Origin of the sequence: Flectobacillus longus, assembly GCF_030056705.1 — a bacterium.
Lineage (GTDB): Bacteria > Bacteroidota > Bacteroidia > Cytophagales > Spirosomataceae > Flectobacillus > Flectobacillus longus.
Genome location: NZ_JASHIC010000011.1, coordinates 185,125 through 209,210 on the forward strand (window position 1 = coordinate 185,125; position 24,086 = coordinate 209,210).

Annotated in this window: 18 protein-coding genes; 14 read left to right on the forward strand and 4 right to left on the reverse strand. The window is 35.0% G+C overall.

What is annotated here, in order from left to right:
- Positions 1-5 precede the first annotated feature (5 nt).
- Together QM491_RS09765 and menD are read left to right on the forward strand one after the other, a co-directional pair.
- Positions 6-395, forward strand: coding sequence for a hypothetical protein (locus QM491_RS09765; protein WP_283327309.1), 390 nt, complete (start codon positions 6-8; stop codon positions 393-395).
- A 44-nt stretch (positions 396-439) separates the two neighbouring features.
- On the forward strand, positions 440-2,146 hold the full coding sequence (gene menD, locus QM491_RS09770) for a 2-succinyl-5-enolpyruvyl-6-hydroxy-3-cyclohexene-1-carboxylic-acid synthase (protein ID WP_283327310.1): 1,707 nt from the start codon (positions 440-442) through the stop codon (positions 2,144-2,146).
- A gap of 395 nt (positions 2,147-2,541) precedes the next feature.
- On the opposite strand, the gene QM491_RS09775 is transcribed toward menD, so the two are convergent.
- Positions 2,542-3,453 (reverse strand): tetratricopeptide repeat protein, encoded by a 912-nt coding sequence (locus tag QM491_RS09775; RefSeq protein WP_283327311.1) that lies wholly within the window; start codon positions 3,451-3,453, stop codon positions 2,542-2,544.
- 188 nt (positions 3,454-3,641) lie between these two features.
- Between QM491_RS09775 and QM491_RS09780 the strand changes: the two genes are divergently transcribed.
- Entirely contained in the window at positions 3,642-4,085 is a 444-nt protein-coding gene (locus QM491_RS09780) for a peptidylprolyl isomerase (protein ID WP_283327312.1), read from the forward strand.
- A 2-nt stretch (positions 4,086-4,087) separates the two neighbouring features.
- A complete protein-coding gene (locus QM491_RS09785; RefSeq protein WP_283327313.1) occupies positions 4,088-4,327 on the forward strand; it encodes a hypothetical protein in 240 nt (79 codons plus the stop codon).
- Between the two features lie 41 nt (positions 4,328-4,368).
- Here QM491_RS09785 and QM491_RS09790 read toward each other — a convergent pair whose 3' ends face one another.
- Positions 4,369-6,165, reverse strand: coding sequence for a M61 family metallopeptidase (locus tag QM491_RS09790; RefSeq protein WP_283327314.1), 1,797 nt, complete (start codon positions 6,163-6,165; stop codon positions 4,369-4,371).
- 125 nt (positions 6,166-6,290) lie between these two features.
- Between QM491_RS09790 and QM491_RS09795 the strand changes: the two genes are divergently transcribed.
- The 6 genes from QM491_RS09795 (at position 6,291) to trmB (ending at position 15,239) form a co-directional block, all read left to right on the forward strand.
- Positions 6,291-9,293, forward strand: coding sequence for a tetratricopeptide repeat protein (locus QM491_RS09795; protein WP_283327315.1), 3,003 nt, complete (start codon positions 6,291-6,293; stop codon positions 9,291-9,293).
- Positions 9,294-9,329: 36 nt separating this feature from the next.
- Positions 9,330-11,009 carry a TonB-dependent receptor gene (locus tag QM491_RS09800; protein WP_283327316.1) on the forward strand — a complete coding sequence of 560 codons (1,680 nt, stop codon included), beginning with the start codon at positions 9,330-9,332 and terminating at the stop codon, positions 11,007-11,009.
- Positions 11,010-11,109: 100 nt separating this feature from the next.
- The gene (locus QM491_RS09805; RefSeq protein WP_283327317.1) at positions 11,110-12,135 is read left to right on the forward strand and encodes an HU domain-containing protein; all 1,026 of its coding nucleotides are present in this window, start codon (positions 11,110-11,112) and stop codon (positions 12,133-12,135) included.
- A gap of 12 nt (positions 12,136-12,147) precedes the next feature.
- Positions 12,148-13,095: a hypothetical protein gene (locus tag QM491_RS09810; protein ID WP_283327318.1), complete on the forward strand. Its 948-nt coding sequence runs from the start codon at positions 12,148-12,150 to the stop codon at positions 13,093-13,095.
- Between the two features lie 32 nt (positions 13,096-13,127).
- The gene (locus QM491_RS09815) at positions 13,128-14,420 is read left to right on the forward strand and encodes a bifunctional folylpolyglutamate synthase/dihydrofolate synthase (protein WP_283327319.1); all 1,293 of its coding nucleotides are present in this window, start codon (positions 13,128-13,130) and stop codon (positions 14,418-14,420) included.
- 153 nt (positions 14,421-14,573) lie between these two features.
- Entirely contained in the window at positions 14,574-15,239 is a 666-nt protein-coding gene (trmB, locus tag QM491_RS09820) for a tRNA (guanosine(46)-N7)-methyltransferase TrmB (RefSeq protein ID WP_283327320.1), read from the forward strand.
- A 210-nt stretch (positions 15,240-15,449) separates the two neighbouring features.
- Here the strand turns inward: trmB and gap are convergent, their stop codons facing one another.
- Positions 15,450-16,463: a type I glyceraldehyde-3-phosphate dehydrogenase gene (gap, locus tag QM491_RS09825; RefSeq protein WP_283327321.1), complete on the reverse strand. Its 1,014-nt coding sequence runs from the start codon at positions 16,461-16,463 to the stop codon at positions 15,450-15,452.
- Between the two features lie 1,299 nt (positions 16,464-17,762).
- Here gap and QM491_RS09830 point away from each other — a divergent pair.
- The gene (locus QM491_RS09830; RefSeq protein WP_283327322.1) at positions 17,763-18,581 is read left to right on the forward strand and encodes a 2,3,4,5-tetrahydropyridine-2,6-dicarboxylate N-succinyltransferase; all 819 of its coding nucleotides are present in this window, start codon (positions 17,763-17,765) and stop codon (positions 18,579-18,581) included.
- Positions 18,582-18,674: 93 nt separating this feature from the next.
- Here the strand turns inward: QM491_RS09830 and QM491_RS09835 are convergent, their stop codons facing one another.
- Positions 18,675-19,562 carry a 3-hydroxyacyl-CoA dehydrogenase family protein gene (locus tag QM491_RS09835; protein WP_283327323.1) on the reverse strand — a complete coding sequence of 296 codons (888 nt, stop codon included), beginning with the start codon at positions 19,560-19,562 and terminating at the stop codon, positions 18,675-18,677.
- Positions 19,563-19,925: 363 nt separating this feature from the next.
- Here QM491_RS09835 and QM491_RS09840 point away from each other — a divergent pair, with 363 nt between their 5' ends.
- The 3 genes from QM491_RS09840 (at position 19,926) to QM491_RS09850 (ending at position 23,607) form a co-directional block, all read left to right on the forward strand.
- A complete protein-coding gene (locus QM491_RS09840; protein ID WP_283327324.1) occupies positions 19,926-20,771 on the forward strand; it encodes a CvfB family protein in 846 nt (281 codons plus the stop codon).
- 114 nt (positions 20,772-20,885) lie between these two features.
- Positions 20,886-21,371, forward strand: a complete 486-nt coding sequence (locus tag QM491_RS09845) for a helix-turn-helix domain-containing protein (RefSeq protein ID WP_283327325.1) — start codon at positions 20,886-20,888, stop codon at positions 21,369-21,371.
- A 1,765-nt stretch (positions 21,372-23,136) separates the two neighbouring features.
- Entirely contained in the window at positions 23,137-23,607 is a 471-nt protein-coding gene (locus QM491_RS09850; RefSeq protein ID WP_283327326.1) for a pyrophosphohydrolase domain-containing protein, read from the forward strand.
- Positions 23,608-24,086 lie beyond the last annotated feature (479 nt).

Consider the following 24,086-nt stretch of genomic DNA (forward strand, 5'->3'; position numbering starts at 1 on the left):
TTATTATGGGAGAAGGAGGTGGAATAATACTCTCTCAACATTCTTGTCTAATAACAGAAAATAAAATATTAATCTGTTGCGGAGACTCTGTGTTTTGCTTATCTCTGCCAAGTTTAAAATTATTATGGAACCAGAAATTGGATGACATAACGTGTTTCCAAATTTTTAAGTGTGAGGATGATTTTCTCATTCATGGAGAAATAGATATAACAAGAATAGATACAGAAGGGAAAATAAAATGGAAATTTAGTGGAAAAGATATTTTTGTATCGCTAACAAATGAAAACGAAATATCGATTGTTCCTGACGGAGTTTTGCTAATAGATTTCGGACAAACAAAATATAAAATAGATTTTGATGGAAAGCTAGTATGGACTAATAATTCTAATAAGTAAAGCATCAAAATAGAAAAAATAAAACAAGAGAACCAAAACCTTATATGGCAATATTACAACCCATTATTAATATAGCGGAAATACTGGTTACTAAAGATGTGACTGATGCAATAATTTCTCCAGGTTCCCGCAATGCACCCTTAACGATTGCTTTGGCAAGACATCCAAAGATAAAGGCCTTATCAGTATCGGACGAGCGATCGGCTGCATTTATCGCCATGGGAATGGCACAAGTAAAAAATAAGCCTGTTGCCATTTGTTGTACCTCTGGGTCGGCGGCCTATAATTATGCACCTGCTGTGGCTGAAGCCTTTTTCCAAGAAATACCTTTAATTGTCCTTACAGCTGACCGACCAACCGAATGGATACATCAGCATGATGGTCAGACGATTTATCAGGAAAATATTTATGGAAAACATGTAAAGGCTTCGTATCAGGTAGGCGCAGATTATTCGCATCCTGATGCTCGCTGGCATATCGAACGAGTGATGAATGAGGCTATCAACACAGCTAATACTTTTCCCAAGGGTCCAGTTCATGTCAACATTCCTTTACGTGAGCCATTTTATCCTTCAGCTGAAGAGCAAGTTATATTTGAATGTCCAAGAAATATTCGTCAGCATTCGTCAAAAGCTAGTTTGAGTCAGGAGACTTGGGAAGAGTTACTTGCCCAAATTGAAGATTATTCGAAGGTAATGGTTATTGCTGGACAGGATGCGACTAACCCTGAAGTTAATCAAGCGTTAAAAGGATTACAAGAAGAGTTTGGATTTGTAGTGGTTGGAGATTTGATTGCAAATACAAAAGGCGAGTTCATAGCAAATCATGATTTGTATCTAGGTCAGTTAGACGATAGCTATGCTCCAGAACTTTTGATAACTTATGGTAAATCTGTGATTTCAAAATCGTTGAAGCAGTATATCAGAAAATACAAACCTGAAGCCCACTGGCATGTGCAAAGCACAACGCATTTGATTGATACTTATCAAAGCCTTACAGATATTGTTTCGATAGCTCCTGAAGACTTCTTCAAAGAATTATTTGAAAGCTTGGATATGAGAGCTTATAAAATGGGTGATGAGGAAAAGTCTTTTGAATACCAAGAACAATGGTTTAATCTTGAAAGAAAATCTTCAAGATATATTCATCAGGTTTTGAGTAGCAACGATGTTTGGAATGAGTGCTCGACGTATTATAAAGTTATTGAAAATATTCCTGCGGGTTCACAGTTACATCTAGCCAATTCGATGGCAGTACGATATGCCAACTACCTTCACTTACCAAATATTAATGAAGTAGAAGTTTTTGCTAATAGAGGAACAAGTGGAATCGATGGCTGTGTAAGTACTGCTGTTGGTGCGGCTTTGGCTACAGAAGCGCAAGTATATCTTTTGGTTGGAGATGTAGCTTTTTTCTATGACCGTAATGCGCTTTGGAATAATTTCTTGCCATCGAATCTCACTATTATTTTAGAGAACAATAGTGGGGGAGGAATTTTTCGTATGATTGATGGACCAAGTCAGCAACCAGAGCTTGAACCATTTTTTGAAACTGCTCAAAAAATGACTGCCAAGCTAACTGCCGAGGAATCTAACATGGAATATTTATCAGCTACGAATTTTGAGCAGTTAGAAAATATCCTGACTACAATTCCACAAAAGTCTATTCGTGCCCGACTTTTTGAAATCCATACTAACTCAGTAGAGAATACGGCTTTCTTTAAGAAATTTAAAACTAATTTTATAGTTTAAAACCTGCTAAAGCCTAAAATACATAAGCCCTGAGAATCGAACGAGCTGTAATTATACCTAGAACAAGCTCAAATATGCGATTCTCAGGGCTTTTATTTAGGGGTAAAAAAGCTAAAAAGACCATTTTTTCAGTAATATAATGCTGAATATCGGAGAGTATTTAATTTTTATGAAAACTTAAATTTGTATTATTTTAATGCTTATTAAAGAAAAATCCGAGATAATACTTTTTATTATTGTACTATTCTAATATTACTCTAATTTGCTTGTGAAATAGACTTGAGAAAACAAATTAGTGAGCAAAGTAAGAAAATGACCTATTGCTGAAGCCTTCTCCAAAATTCTATCAAACCAAAAAATCCCTAGCAACATTTTTGTCGCTAGGGATTTTTTGGTTATTGAATCGAAATATTAGGGTTAAGTTTTTTAGCCTTATCAAAATACTCTTTGGCTTTTTGTGTATCTCCTTTTTTCTGGAAATATAAACCTAAGTTACGAATAGCGAACGCATTTTCGGATTCTATTCTTAAGGAGTGTTCGATAGTTTCCTTTGCTTCATCCAACTTCCCTAATTGGAGCAATATATATCCTTTGTTATTGAGGTAGTAAGCTTGAGCAGGTTTGAGAAATATCGCCTTTTCTACCAAAGGTAAAGCCTCTTTATATTTTCCTTCTTCGCTCAAAATAAAAGCTAGGTTGTTTAGCGCAAAGTGTTGTTTAGGGTTAATACTTAAGGCCTTTTCGAAATCCTTTTTTGCTAAAGGATAATTGTTTTGTTCAAAGTACAAATACCCATGATTGGTATAGGCCTCAGCATTATTGGGATCAAGTACGAGTGCTCGTTCATAAGCTGCTGTAGCTCCCGAATAATCTTGTGTCTGAGTTTTTATATTGCCAAGAGTAACGTAGTAAAAGCTAGAATCTTTATAAACCTTTCCAATCTTGTTAAGGTCTTGCATCGCTTCCTGAAAATTACCTAGGTTAAATAACAGTTCGGCGCGATTATAGTAAGCCTCCCAGAATTTGCTATCTACCTCTATGGCCTTATTGAAATCCTCTAGCGCTTTCTCAGGCTTATCACTTTTTTGATATGCCAGGCCTCTATTATTATAAATATCGGCAAAATCTGGCTTCTTGTTCAAGGCTTCACCATACCAATGAATTGCCTCGTTATATTCTTGTTCTTTTAGTTTGAAATTACCTCGCTTGAAAAACTTGATAGCTTCTTCATTTTTATCAGTTCCACAAGACCCAAGACTCAACATGGCTGCTGCCATGAGGATAGGGAATAGCTTTCTACCTTTCATTGAATTTGAGATTTATTCATTAATGTACATTTACTCAAAATTACGCTATTTTGCTTGAAAGACCGACTAATGTGCAGAAATCCTATAAGAAGAAACAAATGAGTAAAATGTTTAAAGAAATGGAAGAGATGCCTTAACTTTGTAAAAAACAATTGCTGTTTTATCATCCATTAACAATTGATTATAGTATGTTAAAAGCTGAAATGTTGACCGAAAAAGGTCTAATGGTTATAACGTTTTTCGAGGAGGATGCTCCAATTCACGTAAAGAACTTTGTTGATTTATCGAAAAAAGGATTTTATGACGGTGTAACTTTTCACCGTGTACTTCCTGATTTTGTAATTCAAGGAGGTGACCCAACAGGAACTGGTGCAGGTGGTCCTGGTTACACAATTCCTTGTGAGTTGACTGGAAATAACCAATACCATGATCGTGGTGTTTTGTCAATGGCTCATCGTGGACCAAATACAGGTGGTTCACAATTCTTTATTTGCCATAGTCGTAACAACACTGCTCACCTTGACCGTAGACATACATGTTTTGGAAAAGTTGTTGAAGGTTTGGACGTAATTGATCAAATCCGTCAAGGCGACCAGATTATCAGTGTCACAATTATTGAGGAAGAAGCATAGTTATGTACTTTATCGGAGAAATCCCCAATCCAAAATGTAAGGTTTCCTTATATAAGTGGAATAACAAGTATTTTGTAAAATTTGAAACTGCTGACTTGGAACAAACTTTCAAAATTTCAGAAACGGAAGTTTCGGGAGAATCAGAAGTGCGAGAATTAATTACAGAAGAATTTGTAGATAAAGTGGTAAAACGCTTTGAAGATATGTATGGCGATTTGCATAATGCCTTGAATCCCTACTAACAAAAAAGCCCTGAGTATTCAGGGCTTTTTTTATGAATGATTTATTGGATAAACATCCATTTTTTGTAAAGTGCTTTTTGCTGTTCTGTTTGATCCGCTATTGGCTCTAGCTTGTAGGATTTAATTGGATTTTTAGAAAGTGTTACCGAGTAAGTTTTTTCTAATCCATCTCTTTTTACTTTTACCTCAATCACATCTCCGATTTTTTTCGAAGCAATTACTTTCGTTAAATCATCTACTTTCAAACCATCGATGCTCAAAATCTCATCGTTGACATTCAGTCCATAATTGTAGGCAGGAGAGTCTCTTCTTACAGATGAGATTTTTCCAGCTCTTAAATCAGCACCAAGAAAAGCATTGTTATTGTCAGCATTCGTATCTACGATTTTCAAACCAACTGGGGCTAAGTATACATTATAAGGAATAGACTCAGTACCGAAGATATAATTCTTGAAAAAAGACGACATATCTTTGCCCGCTACAATATCGGTAGCCTTCATGAATTCTTCATCTGTAAAGCCACGACCTAGTTTTTTGTAGTAATTCTGATAAAGGTAACGCATTAAATCGTCTAGGTTCTTTTCGCCTTTCGTTGAAGACAAAATGGCTAAGTTTAAAATTCCTCCTAACACAGCACCTTTGTCATAATAGGATACCGTGCTATTACGAGAGTTTTCGTTTGGACGATAATATTTAATCCACGCATCCCAGCTAGACTCAGCTGCTGATTGAATAGCATTACCCGGTTGGTTTTCAATGGTATTCACATCGTCCATATACGATTTGATATATTCTTCAGGAGAGAAGATACCTGCACGGCGGAGGATATAATTTTCATAAAAACTTGTACCTCCTTCAGAATACCACAACATGTGCGTGTAGTTTTCGTTTTCATAGTCGAAAGGTCCTAAAGCTTTTGGACGGATACGCTTTACATTCCAAAGGTGGAAATATTCGTGAGCAATAAGACTTAGAAAACCTTTGTATGATTTTTCATTTTCGTACACACCACGTGAAGTTTGGCAAGTAGTAGAATTAAGGTGTTCTAAACCACCACCTCCAGCAGCAAGGTTATGAATCAAAAAAGTATAGTCTTTACAAGGGTGTTCTGTCACCACGCTCTTGGCAGCTTCGCAAACACGTTTAATGTCGTTAGTTACTTTTTCGGCATCATACTTTGCCTCGCCATACATGGCAATTTTGTGAGGAACACCAGCTAAATCAAAGTTTAAAACTTTTTGATTACCTATCTCGATAGGAGAGTCTATCAAAATGTCTAGGTTATCTGCCAAGAAAGTATTTTTAGAAATTTCTTTCATGCCAGTCGAAATCGTTGACCAGTCTTTGTAAGGAGTAATTTCTAAAGTTGAAGGTAGTGCTTTCCATTCATTCACATACATGAATACACTTGCTGGGTTAAGATAGCCATGAGAATCATCCAAAAACGAGGTACGAACGGACAGTTCATAAGCATAAACTTTGTATTTTAGCGTTACTTCCTGAGTGGAGGCATTCACTTTTATACGCCAAGTATTTTTGTTGATTTTGTCAAGAGACAATGGTGTGTTTGCTGAGGAGGCAGTTACTGATTCCACATTTTTAGCGTATTCACGAACAAGGTAAGAACCTGGCGTCCAGACTGCCATTTTTACATCGACGAAACCTTGCTGTTTCATTTTGGCATCTAGCGTCTTCAATTTAATGACTACATCAAAGTAGTGAGACTGAGGTTTTTCCATAGAAAGCGCATAAGCAATCTTGGATTGGAGCTTATTAGTTTGAGCTGATGAAATTACGCTAAACAGTAAACAGATAGCGAAAATTGAGATTTTTTTCATAATTTAACGTATGAATTTTGCGTTTTTAAAACGTGAAACTAACAAAGCCTCGCCTTTGAAACAAGTAAAATTTGGCTAATCTATTATCCCAACAAAACATAGATACCCAATAAAAAACATATCTAATGAAAAAATTACCTTCGATTGTATTTTTATCCGTTGCGGCTACATGTACTATTTCTGGTTATGAAATTTTTGCGCAGAGTACGCTCAACTATAATGAAGCAAATATTCATTTTAGAAACGGACAAGAGTATTATGAATCCAAAAGCTTTGAAGCGGCTCGTGCCGAATTTGAACTCTATCTCTCTGAACATCGAAACTTCTTAGACAAAAATGACCCTAATCAGGCTTGGGCGAAGTATTTCATCGTGATGTGTAGTTTATACCTAGATCGTGCCGATACTGAACTCCTTGCCGACCGATTTGTTCGCGAATATCCCGAACATCCTGTAGCAAGTAACCTTTTCAGAGAAATTGGAAATTACTTCTTTGATAACGGTGAATATGGTAAGGCCATAGACTATTTGAGTAAAACAGCCAAAACTGATGAAGAATCCCACTATCATTTGGGTATTGCCTATTACCAAACGCAGTCGTATGCACAAGCTTTAACGGTATTTACGCGTCTTCGTGAAAGTCCAAACCAAGCTTATGGTCCTCCCTCGGCGTATTATGCAGGAGCTATCCAGTTTCAAAATAAGAATTATGATGAAGCTATCAGCAATTTTAATCTTGCTGAAAAATCTACGCAGTATAAAGCCGAAATCCCCGGATGGATTGCTAATGCCTATTATCGTCAAGGCAAGTATAATGAAATGCTCGATTATACAGAAAGAGTACTACGTGAAAAAGGACGTAAACTCGATGACATTGCATTGCTAACGGCGGAGGTATATTTTAATAAAGGGAATTACGAAAAAGCGGCAACTTATTATGGTGTTTATAAAAACTATAAATCACAAGGGATGATGCCAGTGGTGGCGTACCGTTATGGATATAGTCTTTATAAAACGAATCAATTTTCAGCTGCTACTGATCAACTGAAAAATGTTGCCTTGCCCAAAGATACTTTGGGTCAGAATGCTTCTTTTGTTCTAGGGATTTGTTATCAGAGAGTTAGTAATCTTACAGGAGCGTTAGGTGCTTTTGATCAAGCTAGTAAATTATCATTTAATAAGCCTGTACAGGAGGAGGCTACCTTTAACGTAGGTAAAGTACTTTTAGATTTAGGTCGCTCTAATGAATCTGTAAAAGCACTTGAGGGTTTTATTGCTCAATACCCAGGTTCAAGATTTGAAGATGAAGCAAACGAATTACTTTGCGAAGCATATCTTTCTTCTAATAACTTGTTGGCAGCGCTTAATTTTGTAGAAAAACTTCGTAGAAGAACTCCAAGAGTTAACGCTGTTTATCAGCGAATAGCTTTTAACCAAGCTGTTAAAAAATATAATGAAGATGGATATGCGGAGGCAGTTACCTTTTTTGATAAATCATTAAGCGCTCCAGAATCTCGTGATTTAAAATACAGTGCGATGTATTGGAAAGGGGAGTCGTTGGTTGGTTTGAATCAAAATGCAGCTGCAATTGATTTGTATAAAAAAGTGATTGCAGCTACTGATAAAGATGTACCTACTTTACCAGAATATCAACAAAAAAGCCGTTATAGCCTAGGATATATTTATTTGTCTACCAACCCAGCGGAGGCTAATGCTTATTTTAATGAATATTATCAACGTGGAGGTACAGATGGCAATGTGGATGATGCTCTTTTACGAATAGCAGATTCTTATGTAGCTCAGGGTCAATATGCTCAGGCGCTCAAAGCTTATGATAAAGCTTATCAAACGGTAAAAACAAATAAAGATTACGCCCTATATCAGAAAGGAACAATTCAAAATATTTTGAATGACCCTAATGGCAAAACAACACTAGAGGAGGTTGTTCGTATTTTCCCACAGTCTAAATATGTGGAAACTGCACTACGAGATTTGGGAGATAATGAAATGTCTGCCGAGCGTAGTGAAAAAGCAATTGCTTATTATTCAAGATTAATCTTGGAGCGTCCTCAAAGCGCCTTGGTGCCTTATGCAATTATGCGTAGAGGAACGGCTTTCCAAAATATTGGAAGAACACAAAGTGCTATTTCTGATTATAAGTACTTGTTGAGAAATTATATCAATGATTCTAATTATGCCTCACAGGCTATGGCAGGTTTGAATGAGTTGATGGATCCAAGTTCTCCAGAGTATATTGAGATAAAAGCATTGTATGCCAAAGCAAACCCTAATGATACAAGTTTGAGAGAAAAAGAATTTGAAAAAGCGAAAGGGCTGTACTACGACGATGCGCATGACAAAGCGTTGGTAGCATTAGGAGAATACGTTCGTAATTATCCTGATTCGCCTGATACCCCAGAAGCTAAATTCTTAATTGCAGAAACGTATTTCAAACAAAAAAATAAAATGGATGCTCTCCGCAATTACTATATTGTGATTGCAGACAACAAATACAAAGTACTTTCAAAAGCTTATACGAAGGCAGCTCAAATCGAACTTGAAAATAATAATTATTCAAGAGCGATTACAAACTATCGTGGGGTGTTAAGAGTTTCATCAGATCGTAAAGATAATCAAACGGCAATTCAGGGTTTGATGGATTCATATTTCAATACACCGAAAAATGACTCTACGATTTATTACTCAAAACAAATGGTATTATTGCCTGAAGCAACTGTAGCACAAAAAACAAAGGCTTATTATTATATGGGAAAAGGCTACTTGCAAATTGGAGATAATATCTCTGCAACTAGCTCATTTAATCAAGGGGTGGCTCTTGCAAAAGATGATTATGCGGGTGAATGCCAAATTATGTTAGCAAGAATGCTTTACAGCCAGAAAAAATATAAAGAGTCAAGTGAAATGATTATGAATAAGTTTAACAATGAGTTCTCAGGGGTGTCTTTACCAGTGATGGGGAAAGCCTTTTTGTTATTAGCTGATGACTTTATTGGAATGGAAAATTATTTTCAAGCAAAAGCAACCTTGAATTCAATCATTGATAAACTACCAGATGAGAATTCGGTTGAGCAAGCGCGTGTAAAATTACGCTCTATTAGTAACAAGTAATCTAAATTTATTCTTAATCAAAGACTTTCATTTATTATGCATCATACATCATTAAAGCTTTCTCTTGCCAGCATTATGCTACTTGGACTATCCACACAAGGATTTTCTCAAGTAAATAAGAAAGAAGGGAAAATAGATAATTCAGAAGTAAGTGTAACTAAGGAACAAAAAAAGATTGTTGTGCCACCACCTGTGAGAAAACTCGAAAAAATGGTGACACCTCCCAATACTGTTCCAAGACCTCCTTTGAGATTTTTATTTTCCGAAGTGCCAAACAATGGAAGAATCACCGAAATTTCGAATCAGGCACAAATGCCTGTAAATCCAGTGACTCCTGTTCAGTTATCCAAATATAACAATGTAATAAGAGCAGGTTTCGGAAATTTTGGACATACCTATCTCGAAGGGCACGCAGGCATTGCTGTTGGGCAAGAAAACTATCATGGCATCTATGTCAAACACAACGCTTATCGATTAGGTCCTGTTGGAGCTAACTATTCTGGTGAATCAGATAACCAAATCAAAGTACACAGTCGCACGCAATTTAACTCGGTAAAATTGGAGGGCTCTTTGGGATGGAAAAGAAAGGGCTTTTATTACTATGGGTACCAACCCCAAGTTTACTCTTTTGATAAAGAAACAATTTTTAATTCATGGAATAAATTCAATTTTGATGGAACAGTATCAAACACAAGCAAAACATCGCCAATTGATTACGTCTTTCATTCAAAATTATCGTACCTATTTACAAAAGTAGGGGCAAACGAATTACTTTGGGATGCAGGTATGTCAGCTTCATTTCCATTGACGGATAAACTTTCGGCCAATTTTGATGGACAGATGGTATTGGCACAATCTCAGGATTCATTGACCACTTATCGTAATTTATACAAGCTAGTTCCAAATTTTAAATATAAAGAAGAATTATTTAGTGTAACATTGGGTGTAATGCTTGCCAACAGCAAGGAAAAAACCACCGAAAATGAAACATACGTATTGCCTGTACTCAAAGCTGATTATCAGTTGATGGATGGCATCAAGCTTTATGCAGGATATGAAGGTGATGTAATGGCTAATAACCTCACGACAATTCTTCAAGAGAATCAATGGTTGGGTCGTTTCCAAACCTTGAAACCTACCCGAAAGCTTTCAGATATATATGCGGGTGTTAAAGCTAACTTGTATGGCGGACTTTCTGGGGAGTTGAAAGGGAGCTTTGCTACTTATAAGAACTTCTATACATTGAATAATTCTCGTTCAGATTCTACAAAGTTTGAAATTTTGTATTCTAATGATACCACAAAAGTTCATGTAACAAGTCTTTCAGGACAAATCAATTATGAAATTCCACAATTGTTTCGTTCGTCTTTGTTAATGGATTATTACCTATATGGTAACCTTGGCAACCTAAAAGAAGCATGGCATCGTCCTGCTTTCAAGGCTACATGGTCAAACCAGTATCTTATCAGAGAAAAAATGCTAGTTACATCAGATTTTTATGTACTCACAGGACTGAAAGGGCTAAATGGACAGACAAATCAACAAGTTACACTTAACCCAATATTTGATTTGAATCTCAAATTCACCTTCTTTATCAGTGAAAGATTTGATGTGTTTCTTTCAGCCAATAATATTTTAAATAAAAATTACCAAAGATACCTATATTATCCTGTTCAGGGGGCTAACTTCCTTGCAGGATTGTCATTTTCTTTTTAAATTGTAACACAATTTCTTAAGATCGTGTAATTATTTTTTTCAATAATTCAGGTTATTGATTTTAAGATAATTACACGATTTTTTATTTTCTGACAATTCTATGGCTACAATTCAACACTATATTCAGGAGCTTTTATTCGAGCGCGATTGTGTGGTCGTTCCAGATTTTGGCGGCTTTATCACAAACTTTCAAAGTGCTAAATTAGACCGTTCGTTGAATTATATCTCTCCTGCCAAACGCTGGGTGGCATTCAACAGTCTTCTAAAAAATGACGATGGTTTATTATCTCATTTCATTGCTAAGTCGGAAGGAGTTTCGGTTGAAGAATCGACTATCAAAATAAGAGCATTTGTTGATGCGCTTAAGTTTAGACTTAGAAATGCAGAACAAGTATATCTAGAAAATATCGGTTTCTTTGAACTTAATAAAGAGAATAAATTAGTATTTACTCCATTATCTGATCAAAACTATTGTTCTGATAGCTTTGGACTTAGTGCGGTTAATATTTATCCTTCTAAAAGAAACCAAGATATAGAACTCCCTCAGGTTGAGGCTAAACCTAAATTATCAGTATTTAGAGGTGCTGATCGTGCAGCCGAAAGGGTAGCTAAGACCTCAAAAAGAACTGCTGCTACTGTCAAAAAACTAGTACCATTTATGACAGGTGTTGCTACAGCAGTATTGTTAGGCATTGGGATACTTTCTTACGAAGAGCAAAATAGCCTAAGTACAATGAATCCTTTCGTGGGCATTACTACAAGAAAACCTGTACCAGCCCCTATAATCGAAACAAAATCTAAGTTTGATACGTTGTCTAGAGAAATCAAACCTCGTCAAGATTCAGTAACAACCTCTCAAGGAAACAACCTTACCTATACCAATAATGATGATTATTTCGTTATTGTTGGGAGTTTTGGTAATGAAACAAATGCACAAAAATTTGTTAAAGAACTTCAATCGAAAGGATTTTCAAATGCAACTGTGATTGAACCAGAAAGAAAAGGAAGGCTGATAAAGGTATCTGCAAATACATATCATAATGAAAATCAAGCATATACTGAATCAGCTGCTATCAAGTCGAAACTAAGAGCTTCTGCTTGGATCTTTAAATCTTCAAAAAAATAATAGCTTTAACGAATGTCTACCTACAATCTAGAACAAGAAGAAAGACAAAATCGGCAATTCGCCTTTATTGTTACCAGTGCAGTTAACATACTCTTATTTATCATGCTTTGGTATGTGACTGTTTGGAACGCTGAGGAAAATAAAAAAGTAGAAAAAATTGGTGGTGGCGGATTTGTAGTCAACTTTGGAACAGACAAAGATGGTAGTGGTTCAATTTATACCAAAAACCATGGGAATAAGGCAAAAAACGAATTTGATTCAAAACCTGCTGAAGTTAAGCCCTTACCTAATAAAGAGCCTACTTCAATTGTTGAAAAAGTAAAACCAGTTAAAGCCAAACCAAGCCCAGAACCAGAAGTCATTAAAAGTACTCGACCTAGTCCAGTAAAGGTGCCAGAAGTAACCAAAAAGGTAGAAAAGGCCAAAGAGAATCCTAAAGCAAATGTACCAGTTACAAAGCCTGCTCCAGCTAAACCAGTTGAGCAGCAAGTGATTAAAGGCGCAACTATTCCAGTAAGAACAGGCGGTAATGGTACTTCAGGTACAGACTCTAGAACAGGTGGGGGTTCTGATGGTGATGGAAAAGGTGTTGGAAACAAGGGGCAGCCTAATGGAAATACAGTAAAAGGCGGTACATATAACCCCGTTCCTCCTGGAAGTGGTAACGGAGGAAATGGTGGAAATGGCTCAGGAACTGCCATAAGCTTGGCTGGTTGGACATGGAATAGCCGACCAGAAGTAAATGATGATTCGGATGAAACAGGAATAGTGAAATTTAGACTAAAGGTAGATTCAGACGGAGTTGTTCAGGTAGTCGAAACAATCGAATCAAGCTTGAGTCCAGCTGTAACACAGAAATATAAAAGAGCCGTACAAAAATTAACTTTCCGTCCGACCTCCGCAGGAGAAAGACCTGAAATTTCGGTTGGAACCATAACATTTAGAATTTCATCAAAGTAGTGCGGTAACGCACTACTTTATTTTTTTGTATTATGAATTATCAAGAAACAATCGAGTATCTCTATCAATTACTACCTGTTTTTCATAGAGAAGGAAAGAAAGCATACAAAGCAGACTTAAAAAACACCTTAGCGATTTGCGAACATTTAGGCAATCCTCAGCATAAATTCAAGAGTATTCATGTAGGGGGTACAAATGGTAAAGGGAGTTCATCCCATTTTTTAGCATCAATTTTACAAGAAGCTGGATACAAAACAGGGCTTTATACCTCCCCACATCTCAAATCATTTACTGAACGAATCAAAATCAATGGACAACCCATTCCAGAACAGGAAGTAGTAGATTATGTAGAGCGAAATAAAGCCTTTATATTGGATTTAAGACCTTCTTTTTTTGAATGTACTGTTGGATTGGCTTTTGAGTACTTCTCCTCTCAAAACGTAGATATAGCTGTAATTGAAGTAGGTCTAGGGGGGCGTTTGGACTCCACGAATGTAATCACACCAGAGCTTTCCTTGATTACTAATATCAGCTTTGATCATACGGACATATTGGGTAACACCATTGAGCAAATTGCTACTGAAAAAGCAGGGATTATTAAGCCAGAAATACCAGTGTTAATCTCCCAAAGACAACCTGAAGCCGATATTGTATTCCAACATAAAGCAGCGGCTACTTCATCTATAATATCCTTTGCTTCAGATAGATACGAATTGAATGAATATTCAGTTGATTCTAATTTTGCAAAAGTAGAATACACAGACACTCAAAATAAGGAAAAAATCAATCTTCAATCTCAACTTATTGGTAGGTATCAAATTGATAACCTACGGGGAATTATTAACGCTGTAGAAATTCTCAATAAGAGAGGTTTCGCTATTGATAAAAAGGACTTGGAAAGGGGGGTAGCTAAAGTTGTTACAAATACAGGGCTAAAGGGCAGATGGCAAACTTTACGAGAAACCCCGAAAGTGATTTGTGATACTGGTCATAATATTGCTGGAATTACAGAAAACTTAGTGACACTTGAGAAGTATAATTATCATCAATTATGGATGATCTTAGGATTCGTAAACGATAAGGATATTCGAGCAATTTTAGAAATCTTACCTAAGTCCGTTAAATTTGTATTCTGTCAGGCAGATGTACCACGAGCCCTTGAAGCAAGCGATTTACAAAAGTTGGCCAAGGAGTACCAACTCGAAGGCTCAGTAATTAAGGATGTCAATGAGGCAATTGATTGGGTGGTTCAACAAGCCGACGAAGATGATTTTGTATATGTTGGAGGAAGTACCTTTGTAGTAGCAGGAATTCATCAAATATAGGTCAAATCGAATGTTCTGAGAATTAAATGTATTGAAATTAGGTACAGGTATGAAATTTCATTTGATTCTCAATCGATTCATTTTTGTTTATTTTTGAGGTAAATTCTTATTTATCAGATAGTTTTATTCGTTTTATTATAACAAAATTTTGCCGTGTCAAGAAAGAAATCAGACAGGTTTGCGCTAAGTAGAGCGCTTTCTAACGTTTTAGAGTCAGGAAAACCACTTTATGAAACAATCAAAGGTCAGTGGAACGAAATTATGTTCGAGAAAAAACAACCAATCGTTTTGGAGCTTGGTTGTGGGAAAGGGGAGTACACTGTTGGCTTAGCACAAATTTTTCCAGAAAAGAATTTTATCGGAGTAGATATTAAAGGTGATAGAATTGCTGTTGGTGCTAAATTTGCTAATGAAAATAGTCTTTCAAATGTAGCATTTCTAAGAACTAAAATTCATCAGCTATTAGATTTCTTTGAAAAAGATGAGATTACTGAAATATGGATAACCTTTCCTGATCCACAACCATTAAAAAGTGGAATAAAGCGAAGATTAACGAATCCTAGGTTTTTAGAGTTATATAAAGAAATCCTCAAAAATGATGGTTTATTACATTTGAAAACAGATAGTGAGCTTTTGTTTGATTATACTTTGGAAGTTTTACTTGCATTTGGCGTCGAAGAATTGGCTTACACGAAAGATTTATATAATTCTGAACTAAATATCCGTCACTATGGAATTAAGACCAGATTTGAGCAAATATTCACCGAAAAAGGATACAATATCAACTACTTGTCAGCGAAGTTTAAACATATATCTTAAATAACAATAGTTAAAGTTAAAAGTCCCTGCATTCGTGGGGATTTTTTATGTTCTTAGGATTGGGTACATTCGATACGAATGTCTTATCAGAAATTTCATTCTAATCTCAGGAGGCATTGTCAACTATAGAAATGTTATACTATTCGCAAAAGTTACGCAAAAGGCAAAAAAAAAGGAGACCGAAGCCTCCTTTCATGTCAATATGTTGAATTATTTGCTGATTAATTCAGCGAAATATTTAACAGTTCTAACCAATTGGCTTACATAACTCATTTCGTTGTCATACCAGCTAACTGTTTTCACTAATTGTTTGTCACCTACAGTGATAACTTTAGTTTGAGTAGCATCGAATAAGCTACCAAAGCTAATTCCGATGATATCGCTAGAAACGATTTCATCCTCAGTATAGCCAAATGATTCGTTTGCAGCAGCTTTAGCAGCAGCATTAACTTCTTCAACAGTTACTTTTTTATCTAAGATAGTAACCAATTCAGTTAAACTACCTGTGATTGTAGGAACACGTTGAGCACCACCATCTAATTTACCTTTCAATTCTGGTAATACTAGACCGATTGCTTTTGCAGCACCTGTGCTATTCGGGATAATGTTAGCAGCAGCAGCTCTAGCACGACGTAAATCTCCTTTTGGATGTGGAGCATCTAAAGTATTTTGATCGTTAGTATAAGCGTGAACTGTAGTCATTGTACCCATTGAGATACCGAAGTTATCGTTTAATGCTTTTGCCATTGGAGCAAGACAGTTGGTTGTACAACTTGCAGCACTAATAACATCTTCCGTTCCATCTAATGTTAAATGATTAACATTGAATACGATTGTTTTCAAATCACCTGTTGCTGGAGCAGAAATGATAACTCTTTTTGCACCTGCTTGTAAGTGAGCAGCAGCTTTGTCTTTGTCTGTGAAGAAACCAGTACATTCTAAAACTACATCAACATCGTGTTCTCCCCAAGGAATATCAGATGGACTACGTTGAGCATAGATTTTTACTTCCTCACCGTTAACGATAATGCTATTTTCTGTAGAAGTAACTTCTTGGTTGAATCTACCTTGAGCACTGTCATATTTCAACAAGTGAGCTAGAGTAGAAGGACTAGTTAAATCGTTGATAGCAACAACGTCAATACCAGGCATGTTGTAGATTTGACGGTACGCTAGACGACCAATACGACCAAAGCCATTAATTGCAACTTTAATTTTAGCCATTTTTATATAAGGGATAATAGTTTAAACACTCTACAAAAATACTGGATTTAGAACCTTTTTCCAAAGAAAGAAGAAGAAAACATAAGTAAAAACAATAAAATAGAGTAGTTTATTCATTAGCAGCAATGTTATAATTATTAGTAATTAGTTATCTAAATTAGTATTTTGCTAAAATATTTGACAGTACATTTAGCAAAATGTCTGATATTACTAAAAATAATAGCGTTTCTCCTTGTATAAGATAATACTATCACCCTAGTGTAAAACCGATTGTTACCATTGAAAGATGTACAAGTAACTCGCTTGCGCTAGTCATTTAGAATGATAGTGATACTTATATCACTACACAGATTTAATCGTCAAATTTCATACACTTAAAAAAAAATACAGTAAGATGGATTATCTAAAAGTATTAAAACCTGCAATCAGATTTTAACTAATATTTACCGATGAAAATCTAGAGATTTTGAAAACATCTTCTAGAAATAAGAATTACCTTATATAATTTTAATCTTGGTTCTTTATTTCAACAAACACAAAATATGAATAGGAGCGAGCAACATTCTTTTCATTTTGATAAAATAAAAACACCTTGACATTTGCCTATATCTTATCACAACTACGGTTGGTATTTAAGTTGAGATTTTTCCAAAGTAGTACCGTCGTTTTATTAAAGAATAAGACCGTATTCTTACACTGATCATTTTTCAATTTTGAAATATCTTATGAATTCAACATAAAATATCCCTACTGGACAGCCTTCAATATTGCTTTTTCTGCTCATGTTTTAGCCTCCACCTATAAGTCTGACTATTTTTTTAACATTTTTTAAGTAGTCAAGACCTTTCTTTTAGCTTAAATATTATAGAAAAAGCTAGGATTTTTCATTTATTTTTCATTTCTTTGTTTAAGAATAATTACTTATTCTTTAGCTCATCCTTACATTAAAAATCTTCTTTTATTAATCATTTCTATTGTGCCTCCTCAGGGCTCATCATTGCTTGTATTTTCTAATTTATTTAACCAAACAATATTCTGTTTCTAATATTTCCTACTTTTATATCACTTTACAACTTTCATTAAATCAGATATTTAACACTTCCTATCTCAAGTAATAAATCAACCTCATTATGATGGTTTAACACAGCTAAAATCCAGTTTTTTTATTCAAACAAGCTGATTTAGCTCTCCGCAAAATACCCTCAAAAAGCTGATTTTCCTCCACGTATATAGTGTCTGTATCGGTTAAATATGTTTTCTTTGTGCTTGAATTAAAAATGTATTTATTCACAGTATTCAATGGAAAACGTAAAAGAAATTATCGAGAAGGCTTGGGAAGACACTAGCCTCCGCTCAACTCCTGAGACAATACAAGCAATCGAATATGTTGTAGAGCAAGTAGACAAAGGTCAACTTCGTACAGCTCAACCAAACGAAGACGGTTCATGGACTGTTAACGACTGGGTGAAAAAAGCTATCGTGATGTATTTCCCAATTCGTAAAATGGAAGTACAAGAAGTAGGAATCTTTGAATTTCATGATAAAATGAAATTGAAAACCGACTACGCTGGGCTTGGCGTACGTGTAGTTCCTCCGGCGGTGGCTCGTTATGGCGCATATCTAGCTAAAGGTGTAATTATGATGCCTTCTTATGTAAACATTGGTGCTTTCGTGGATTCTGGTACTATGGTTGACACTTGGGCTACTGTAGGTAGTTGTGCTCAAATTGGCAAAGATGTTCACCTAAGTGGTGGTGTTGGTATTGGTGGTGTATTAGAACCACCTCAAGCAGCTCCAGTAATTATTGAAGATGGTGCATTTATTGGATCAAGATGTATTGTTGTTGAAGGCGCACATATTGGCAAAAGAGCCGTTTTAGGTGCTGGTGTAACTATCACTGGTTCTTCTAAAATCATTGATGTGACTGGACCAGAGCCTGTAGAATATATTGGATATGTTCCTGAAAATTGTGTTGTAATTCCAGGCGGATACATGAAAAGATTCCCAGCAGGTGATTACAATGTTCCATGTGCTTTGATTATTGGAAAACGTAAAGAAAGTACTGATTTGAAAACATCCCTAAATGCTGCTTTGCGTGAAAACAACGTAGCTGTTTAGCAATAGGAGAGAAGTATAAAACATCAAAGGGCTTGCTATTAATAGCAAGCCCTTTTTTATGCCTTTTTATGAGATTTAACACCTTTTTATTTCTTATCTGAAGCGTTCTGACACTTTAGCCTCTTTTATGCCCTTAGCGTACGAATAAAACCCTTCACCGCTTTTTACACCTAATTTCCCAGCCTGAACCATATTCACCAATAGTGGGCAAGGAGCATATTTAGGATTCTTGAATCCATCATACATTACTTTCATTATCGAGAGACAAGTATCTAATCCGATAAAATCTGCTAATTGTAATGGTCCCATAGGATGCGCCATACCTAATTTCATAATCGAATCTATTTCCACTACACCTGCAACTCCTTCAAATACACTTATAATTGCTTCATTAATCATTGGCATCAAAATTCTATTCGCAATGAATCCTGGGTAATCGTTCACAACCACAGGAACCTTGTCCAAGGCTTTTGTCCAATCATATACTGATTGATATGTTTCTTCGCTCGTCGAATAGCCTTTGATAATCTCTACCAGTTTCATTACAGGCACTGGATTCATAAAGTGCATTCCTATGACCTTATCTGGTCTTTGTGTGTAAGAAGCTATCTGTGTAATAGAGATAGAAGAGGTATTAGTGGCAAGTACACAGGCTTCAGGGCAATGTTTATCTAATTCCTGAAATATTGTTTGTTTCAAAGTAGGGACTTCAGAGACTGCTTCTACCACTAAATCTGCCTTCTGAACTGCTTTCTCAATAGAAGTAAAGGGTTTAATCAGTGCGATGGTTTTCAATTGAATTTCGGCAGTTATTAAGCCTTTTTTGACTTGTCTATCAAGGTTATGTTGAATAGTCTTCAGAGCATTGTCTAAAACGTCTTCACGAGTATCAACAATATTTACGTTAAAGCCATTTTGAGCAAAGGAATGGGCTATACCGTTTCCCATAGTTCCAGCACCTATTACTGCAATGTTTTTCATGTTAAAATTAGTCTGAGTGAATGTAATTATTTTGTTTGTTAGATCTTGAAGTAGGAGCAAAGAGCACTGAATTATAGTTCTTGTCTTATCACAAGCCTAATAAAAAGAATAATAGCTGAAATTTACAGAAGAATTACTTATTCACAAGCTCATTATAACCTAGTTTTCTTAATAAGCTGAAAATCAATAATATAAATCTTGTATATACATGTATGAAATAAAAAAAGTAATCTTGTATATACAAGATAAATTCTTGAGAAAGAATGGGTTAGGAGAGGCTGTAATTTGATTCACAATTAGGGATTCTAGCTGAGATATTGCATTTTTGTAAATAGAAATGAATTCAACAAATCAATTAATAAAATGGAAAAACAGAGAGTAGAAATTGCCTTGGGAAAATACAATAACCTGGAGGTGATCAAGGAGCTAGAATTTGGTATGTATTTGGATGGCGGCGATGAGGAAATTCTAATCCCTCGTTCTTATATTCCTGAGGGTACAAAAATAGGAGATTTCATAGATGTGTTTCTTTATAGAGATTCAGAAGATAGACTTATTGCCACTACTATGAAACCATTTGCTCAAGTAGGAGAATTTGCCTATTTGACCGTAAAAGATGTAAATCAATTAGGTGTATTTCTTGACTGGGGATTAGTAAAGGATTTACTGGTACCTTTTGGCGAACAATCTCATAAAATGGCCGTAGGAAGAAAGTATTTGGTCTATATATATGTAGATACTCAAACGGAGAGGATTGTGGCTTCAGCAAAGATTGATCGCTTCTTACCTAGTGATAAAATCTCGTTTACAGAAGGACAGAAGGTTTCAATTCTTCCTTACGAATATACCGACCTAGGAATAAAATGCCTTATTGAAAATAATTCCCTAGGCGTACTTTACAAAAATGAACTATTTAAAAATGTAAACATGGGCAGTTTACAAAGTGCATTTATCAAAAAGATTCGAGAAGACGGCAAAATTGATTTAACATTGGAAATTATCGGATTTGATAGAATTGAAGAATGTAAAATTACATTATTAAATAAACTTTTAGCCAACAACAAGTACCTCGAGTTAAATGATAAAACGGCTCCAGAGGTTATTTATGCCAGTTTACAAATGTCAAAAAAGGATTTCAAGAAAGCCGTAGGCGGTTTGTTGAAAGAAGGGAAGATACAGTTTCATAATGACGGTATTTTACTTTTGTAATTATTTAACATTGTAAATACATTTGTAGATCGATATCTATTGTATTATATTTGTAATACCAAATGTAAATTTTACATTATGCAATAATAATCACAAATGATTTACACTAGTAACATGGATTTAAACAAAAAAATAGAGCAAATAATAGTAGATAAAGGAATGTCTCCAAGCTTCTTTGCAGATGCTATTGGAGTTCAAAGAAGTAGTATTTCTCATATCCTTTCAGGTAGAAATAAGCCTAGCTTAGACATTATTCAGAAGATTTTAAGGGTTTTTCCTGATATTAACAGAGATTGGCTACTTTTTGACACTGAAACACCTTATGATAATCAAGCTTCAAACACTATACAATCTCCTGTTTTTCAGCAAGTTGTACCTCAAATTCGAGAAAGCTCAAACGCACGAGAATCCAGTAAATTTATGGTACCTGAGGAAAGGATTATACAACAAAACCTCAGACGTAAGGTCGAACGTCCAGAAGTGCCATCGAATCCTGTTGCACCACCAATTTCGGTGGCTCCAGAACCAACAGGTAAAAAAATTGAACGTATTGTGATTTTCTACACAGACGGAACATTCATGGAAAGCAAGCCAATGTAGAGACGGGTTTATCCCGTCTCTTTTTTTGTATTTTTACAAGTAACCCAAACTGTAGTTCCGCTAAGTTTAAATGGATTACTTTGTCGATATTGCATTGATGTAATAGTAATGCTCGTACCTACTTATTAATTTTCGCTACTATTCAAATTGTACAATTTTTGAGCTGCGTTTATCTTTCTATATAGAGGGTTTTACTAAGACTATTTTGAAGTAAATTACCTACGATATGGCCTCTTTGTATATAGCCATAAAATGAATATATATTCACTTTATGGCTATATTGAAGACTTTTAAGATAGTCAAATACCAATTTTAACACGAAACTATCTTAATCTAAAAGGTAAAAGAGAAGGATAAAGTGACGAATATTTTGTGATTTTGAAGGCTAATTTTTAGTAATCTCTTTTAGTTATTCATTGAAAACCTACATTAGAATGTTAAAATATTCTGCTGAAAACGAATCTTTAATAGAGATAATTAATGTACTTGTGTATCTGTTTGCATCTTCTAAGTTGTGACGTATAACTCTTTTTATACATCCACAGGCAGGTTTAAAACCTTTTCAACTAGGGAACTATTTAATCAATTTACTTGTAAAGTATGCCCTTTTTTTAATAAATATAAGAGAACTACAGTTTGTTTGTATAGTAATTGTCAAGCTTGAAATCCTTATTCCTGAGTATTTATTTTATAAAATATCCTAAACCTACTGACTTATTCAGTTCGACTAGTGTTTTGGAGAAGGCTTCTTACTCACTTGGTACCCTAATTCATGGTCTATTTAAACTTAGGTAAATGATTCTGAATATACTCTTAGCTTACAGCTGTTTCTCTACAGTATATTTCTTTCATACCTCCAGATTTGACTGTCAAACCAAGTTTGATGCGAAAATATAGATTTTGAGTAAAGCTATATTCCCAAAAATCCGCTCTATAATACACCTGAGAACTATAATTTGTATTAGCGAATACACTTCCGACCTTTTTCGACTTTGATCCCAAAATGATATGGTGATGTTTCAGCATAAGATGTATTGAAACTTAAAGAGTGAATTTGTAGCAAAAGGTATAGGGTGATAACCTATTTTATAAAAAGAAAATGAATAAATTTCATATATAAAGGATTGGAAATCTATACGATTCTTATTTTTACAGCTAGAAATCTACTCAAAATAGGGCATTATACACGTTTTTTAGGCAGTAGGGGAGGCTATTTTTAGACATTCAATGCTAGCATTGAGCAGTGAAAATAGGGGCTTAAATTCAAAATTTTGAAAAGAGTAGGAGAGATTTTATTATCATTTTTAATTAATTATTAGGAGGGAAGGGGCTCATTTTTTTGCTCCGCCCCGACTCTCAATTTTATCTCTCTCCATTCATGACTCTGTCTTATCGCTACTTCTACTATGGAATCTTTCCCACTCTATACACGTTGTCTATCCCATCCATTTGCTTCCTATTCTATTTCATTAATAGTTGATATTCAATCTTTTATCTTTAACCCTTAATAAAATATTTAGTATTATTCCGTGAAACTCCTTTACTTGTCAACAATGTTCCACGTGGATATATAAGTGACTGACAACCAAATTGTTATATCAAATGTAGAATATTTAATTTTATTGAAGAATTTATATTTATATAAATCATATATAGATATTATTAAGACTAAAGTATATATAATATTTTGAAGAAATAGAATAGTTAAGGAGTTTTGGCAATGATTGCGTAAATTGCGACATAAAATTAAAAACTATAAGTATAAATGGAAAAGTTAGATTCGTTGAACCAAGTTGCAGCATTTCATAAAACTTTCAAAGCGCCGATTTTGGACACACCACAAGTACCATCAGAGGATAGAAGCAAGCTTCGTGTAAGTTTGATTGCTGAGGAGTTGAAGGAATTGGAAGATGGTATTAGAAATAATGATATTGTCGAAATCGCAGATGCTCTTTGTGATATTCAATATGTATTGTCTGGTGCGGTTCTTGAGTTTGGACTTGGAAATAAATTTGTTGAATTGTTTAATGAGGTACAGCGCTCTAATATGAGCAAAGCATGCCAAACGATTGAGGAAGCCGAGGCTACTGTGAAATTCTATTTTGAAAAAGATGGTACTGAAGCTTTTATCGAACCAGATGGAGATCAATATTTGGTTTATAGAAAAATCGACAATAAGATTCTTAAATCAATTAATTATTCGCCAGCCAACCTAGAAGCCATTTTAAGCAAGTAAGTCTCTTAGAAGCAAAATAAATGCGGTATTTGAAGCCACTGAGAATCGTTTATTTAAAAACATTCTTTAGTTGGTTCTGAATACCGCATTTTTATTTAATGCTAAACGCCTTAAAATTAGCGTTAAAACGTGTTGTTTCACTCATAAAATAGCGATTTTGTTGGTGTTATATATGAGAGGGCTGAAGAGAATCGAGAACGCCAAATGACAATACAGTAAAACAGCCTGTACCCCGATAAATGACTGATATTGATAGCTTTAGACAAAAATATAAATGTTGTATAATTTATATTATGTTAAATAGAACTTTTAAGAATTAATGATACATCACAATGTGCTCTCTTCTATCTTATAATAAGATGTCTAGTCCTGAAAAAAGTTGACAAGGATTAGATTATAAAATTTGATTAATATTAGCCTCGGAAGGACTTACTTTCGAGGTTTTTTTCTTCCATTTTATTAATGGTATTTCTTTTTGC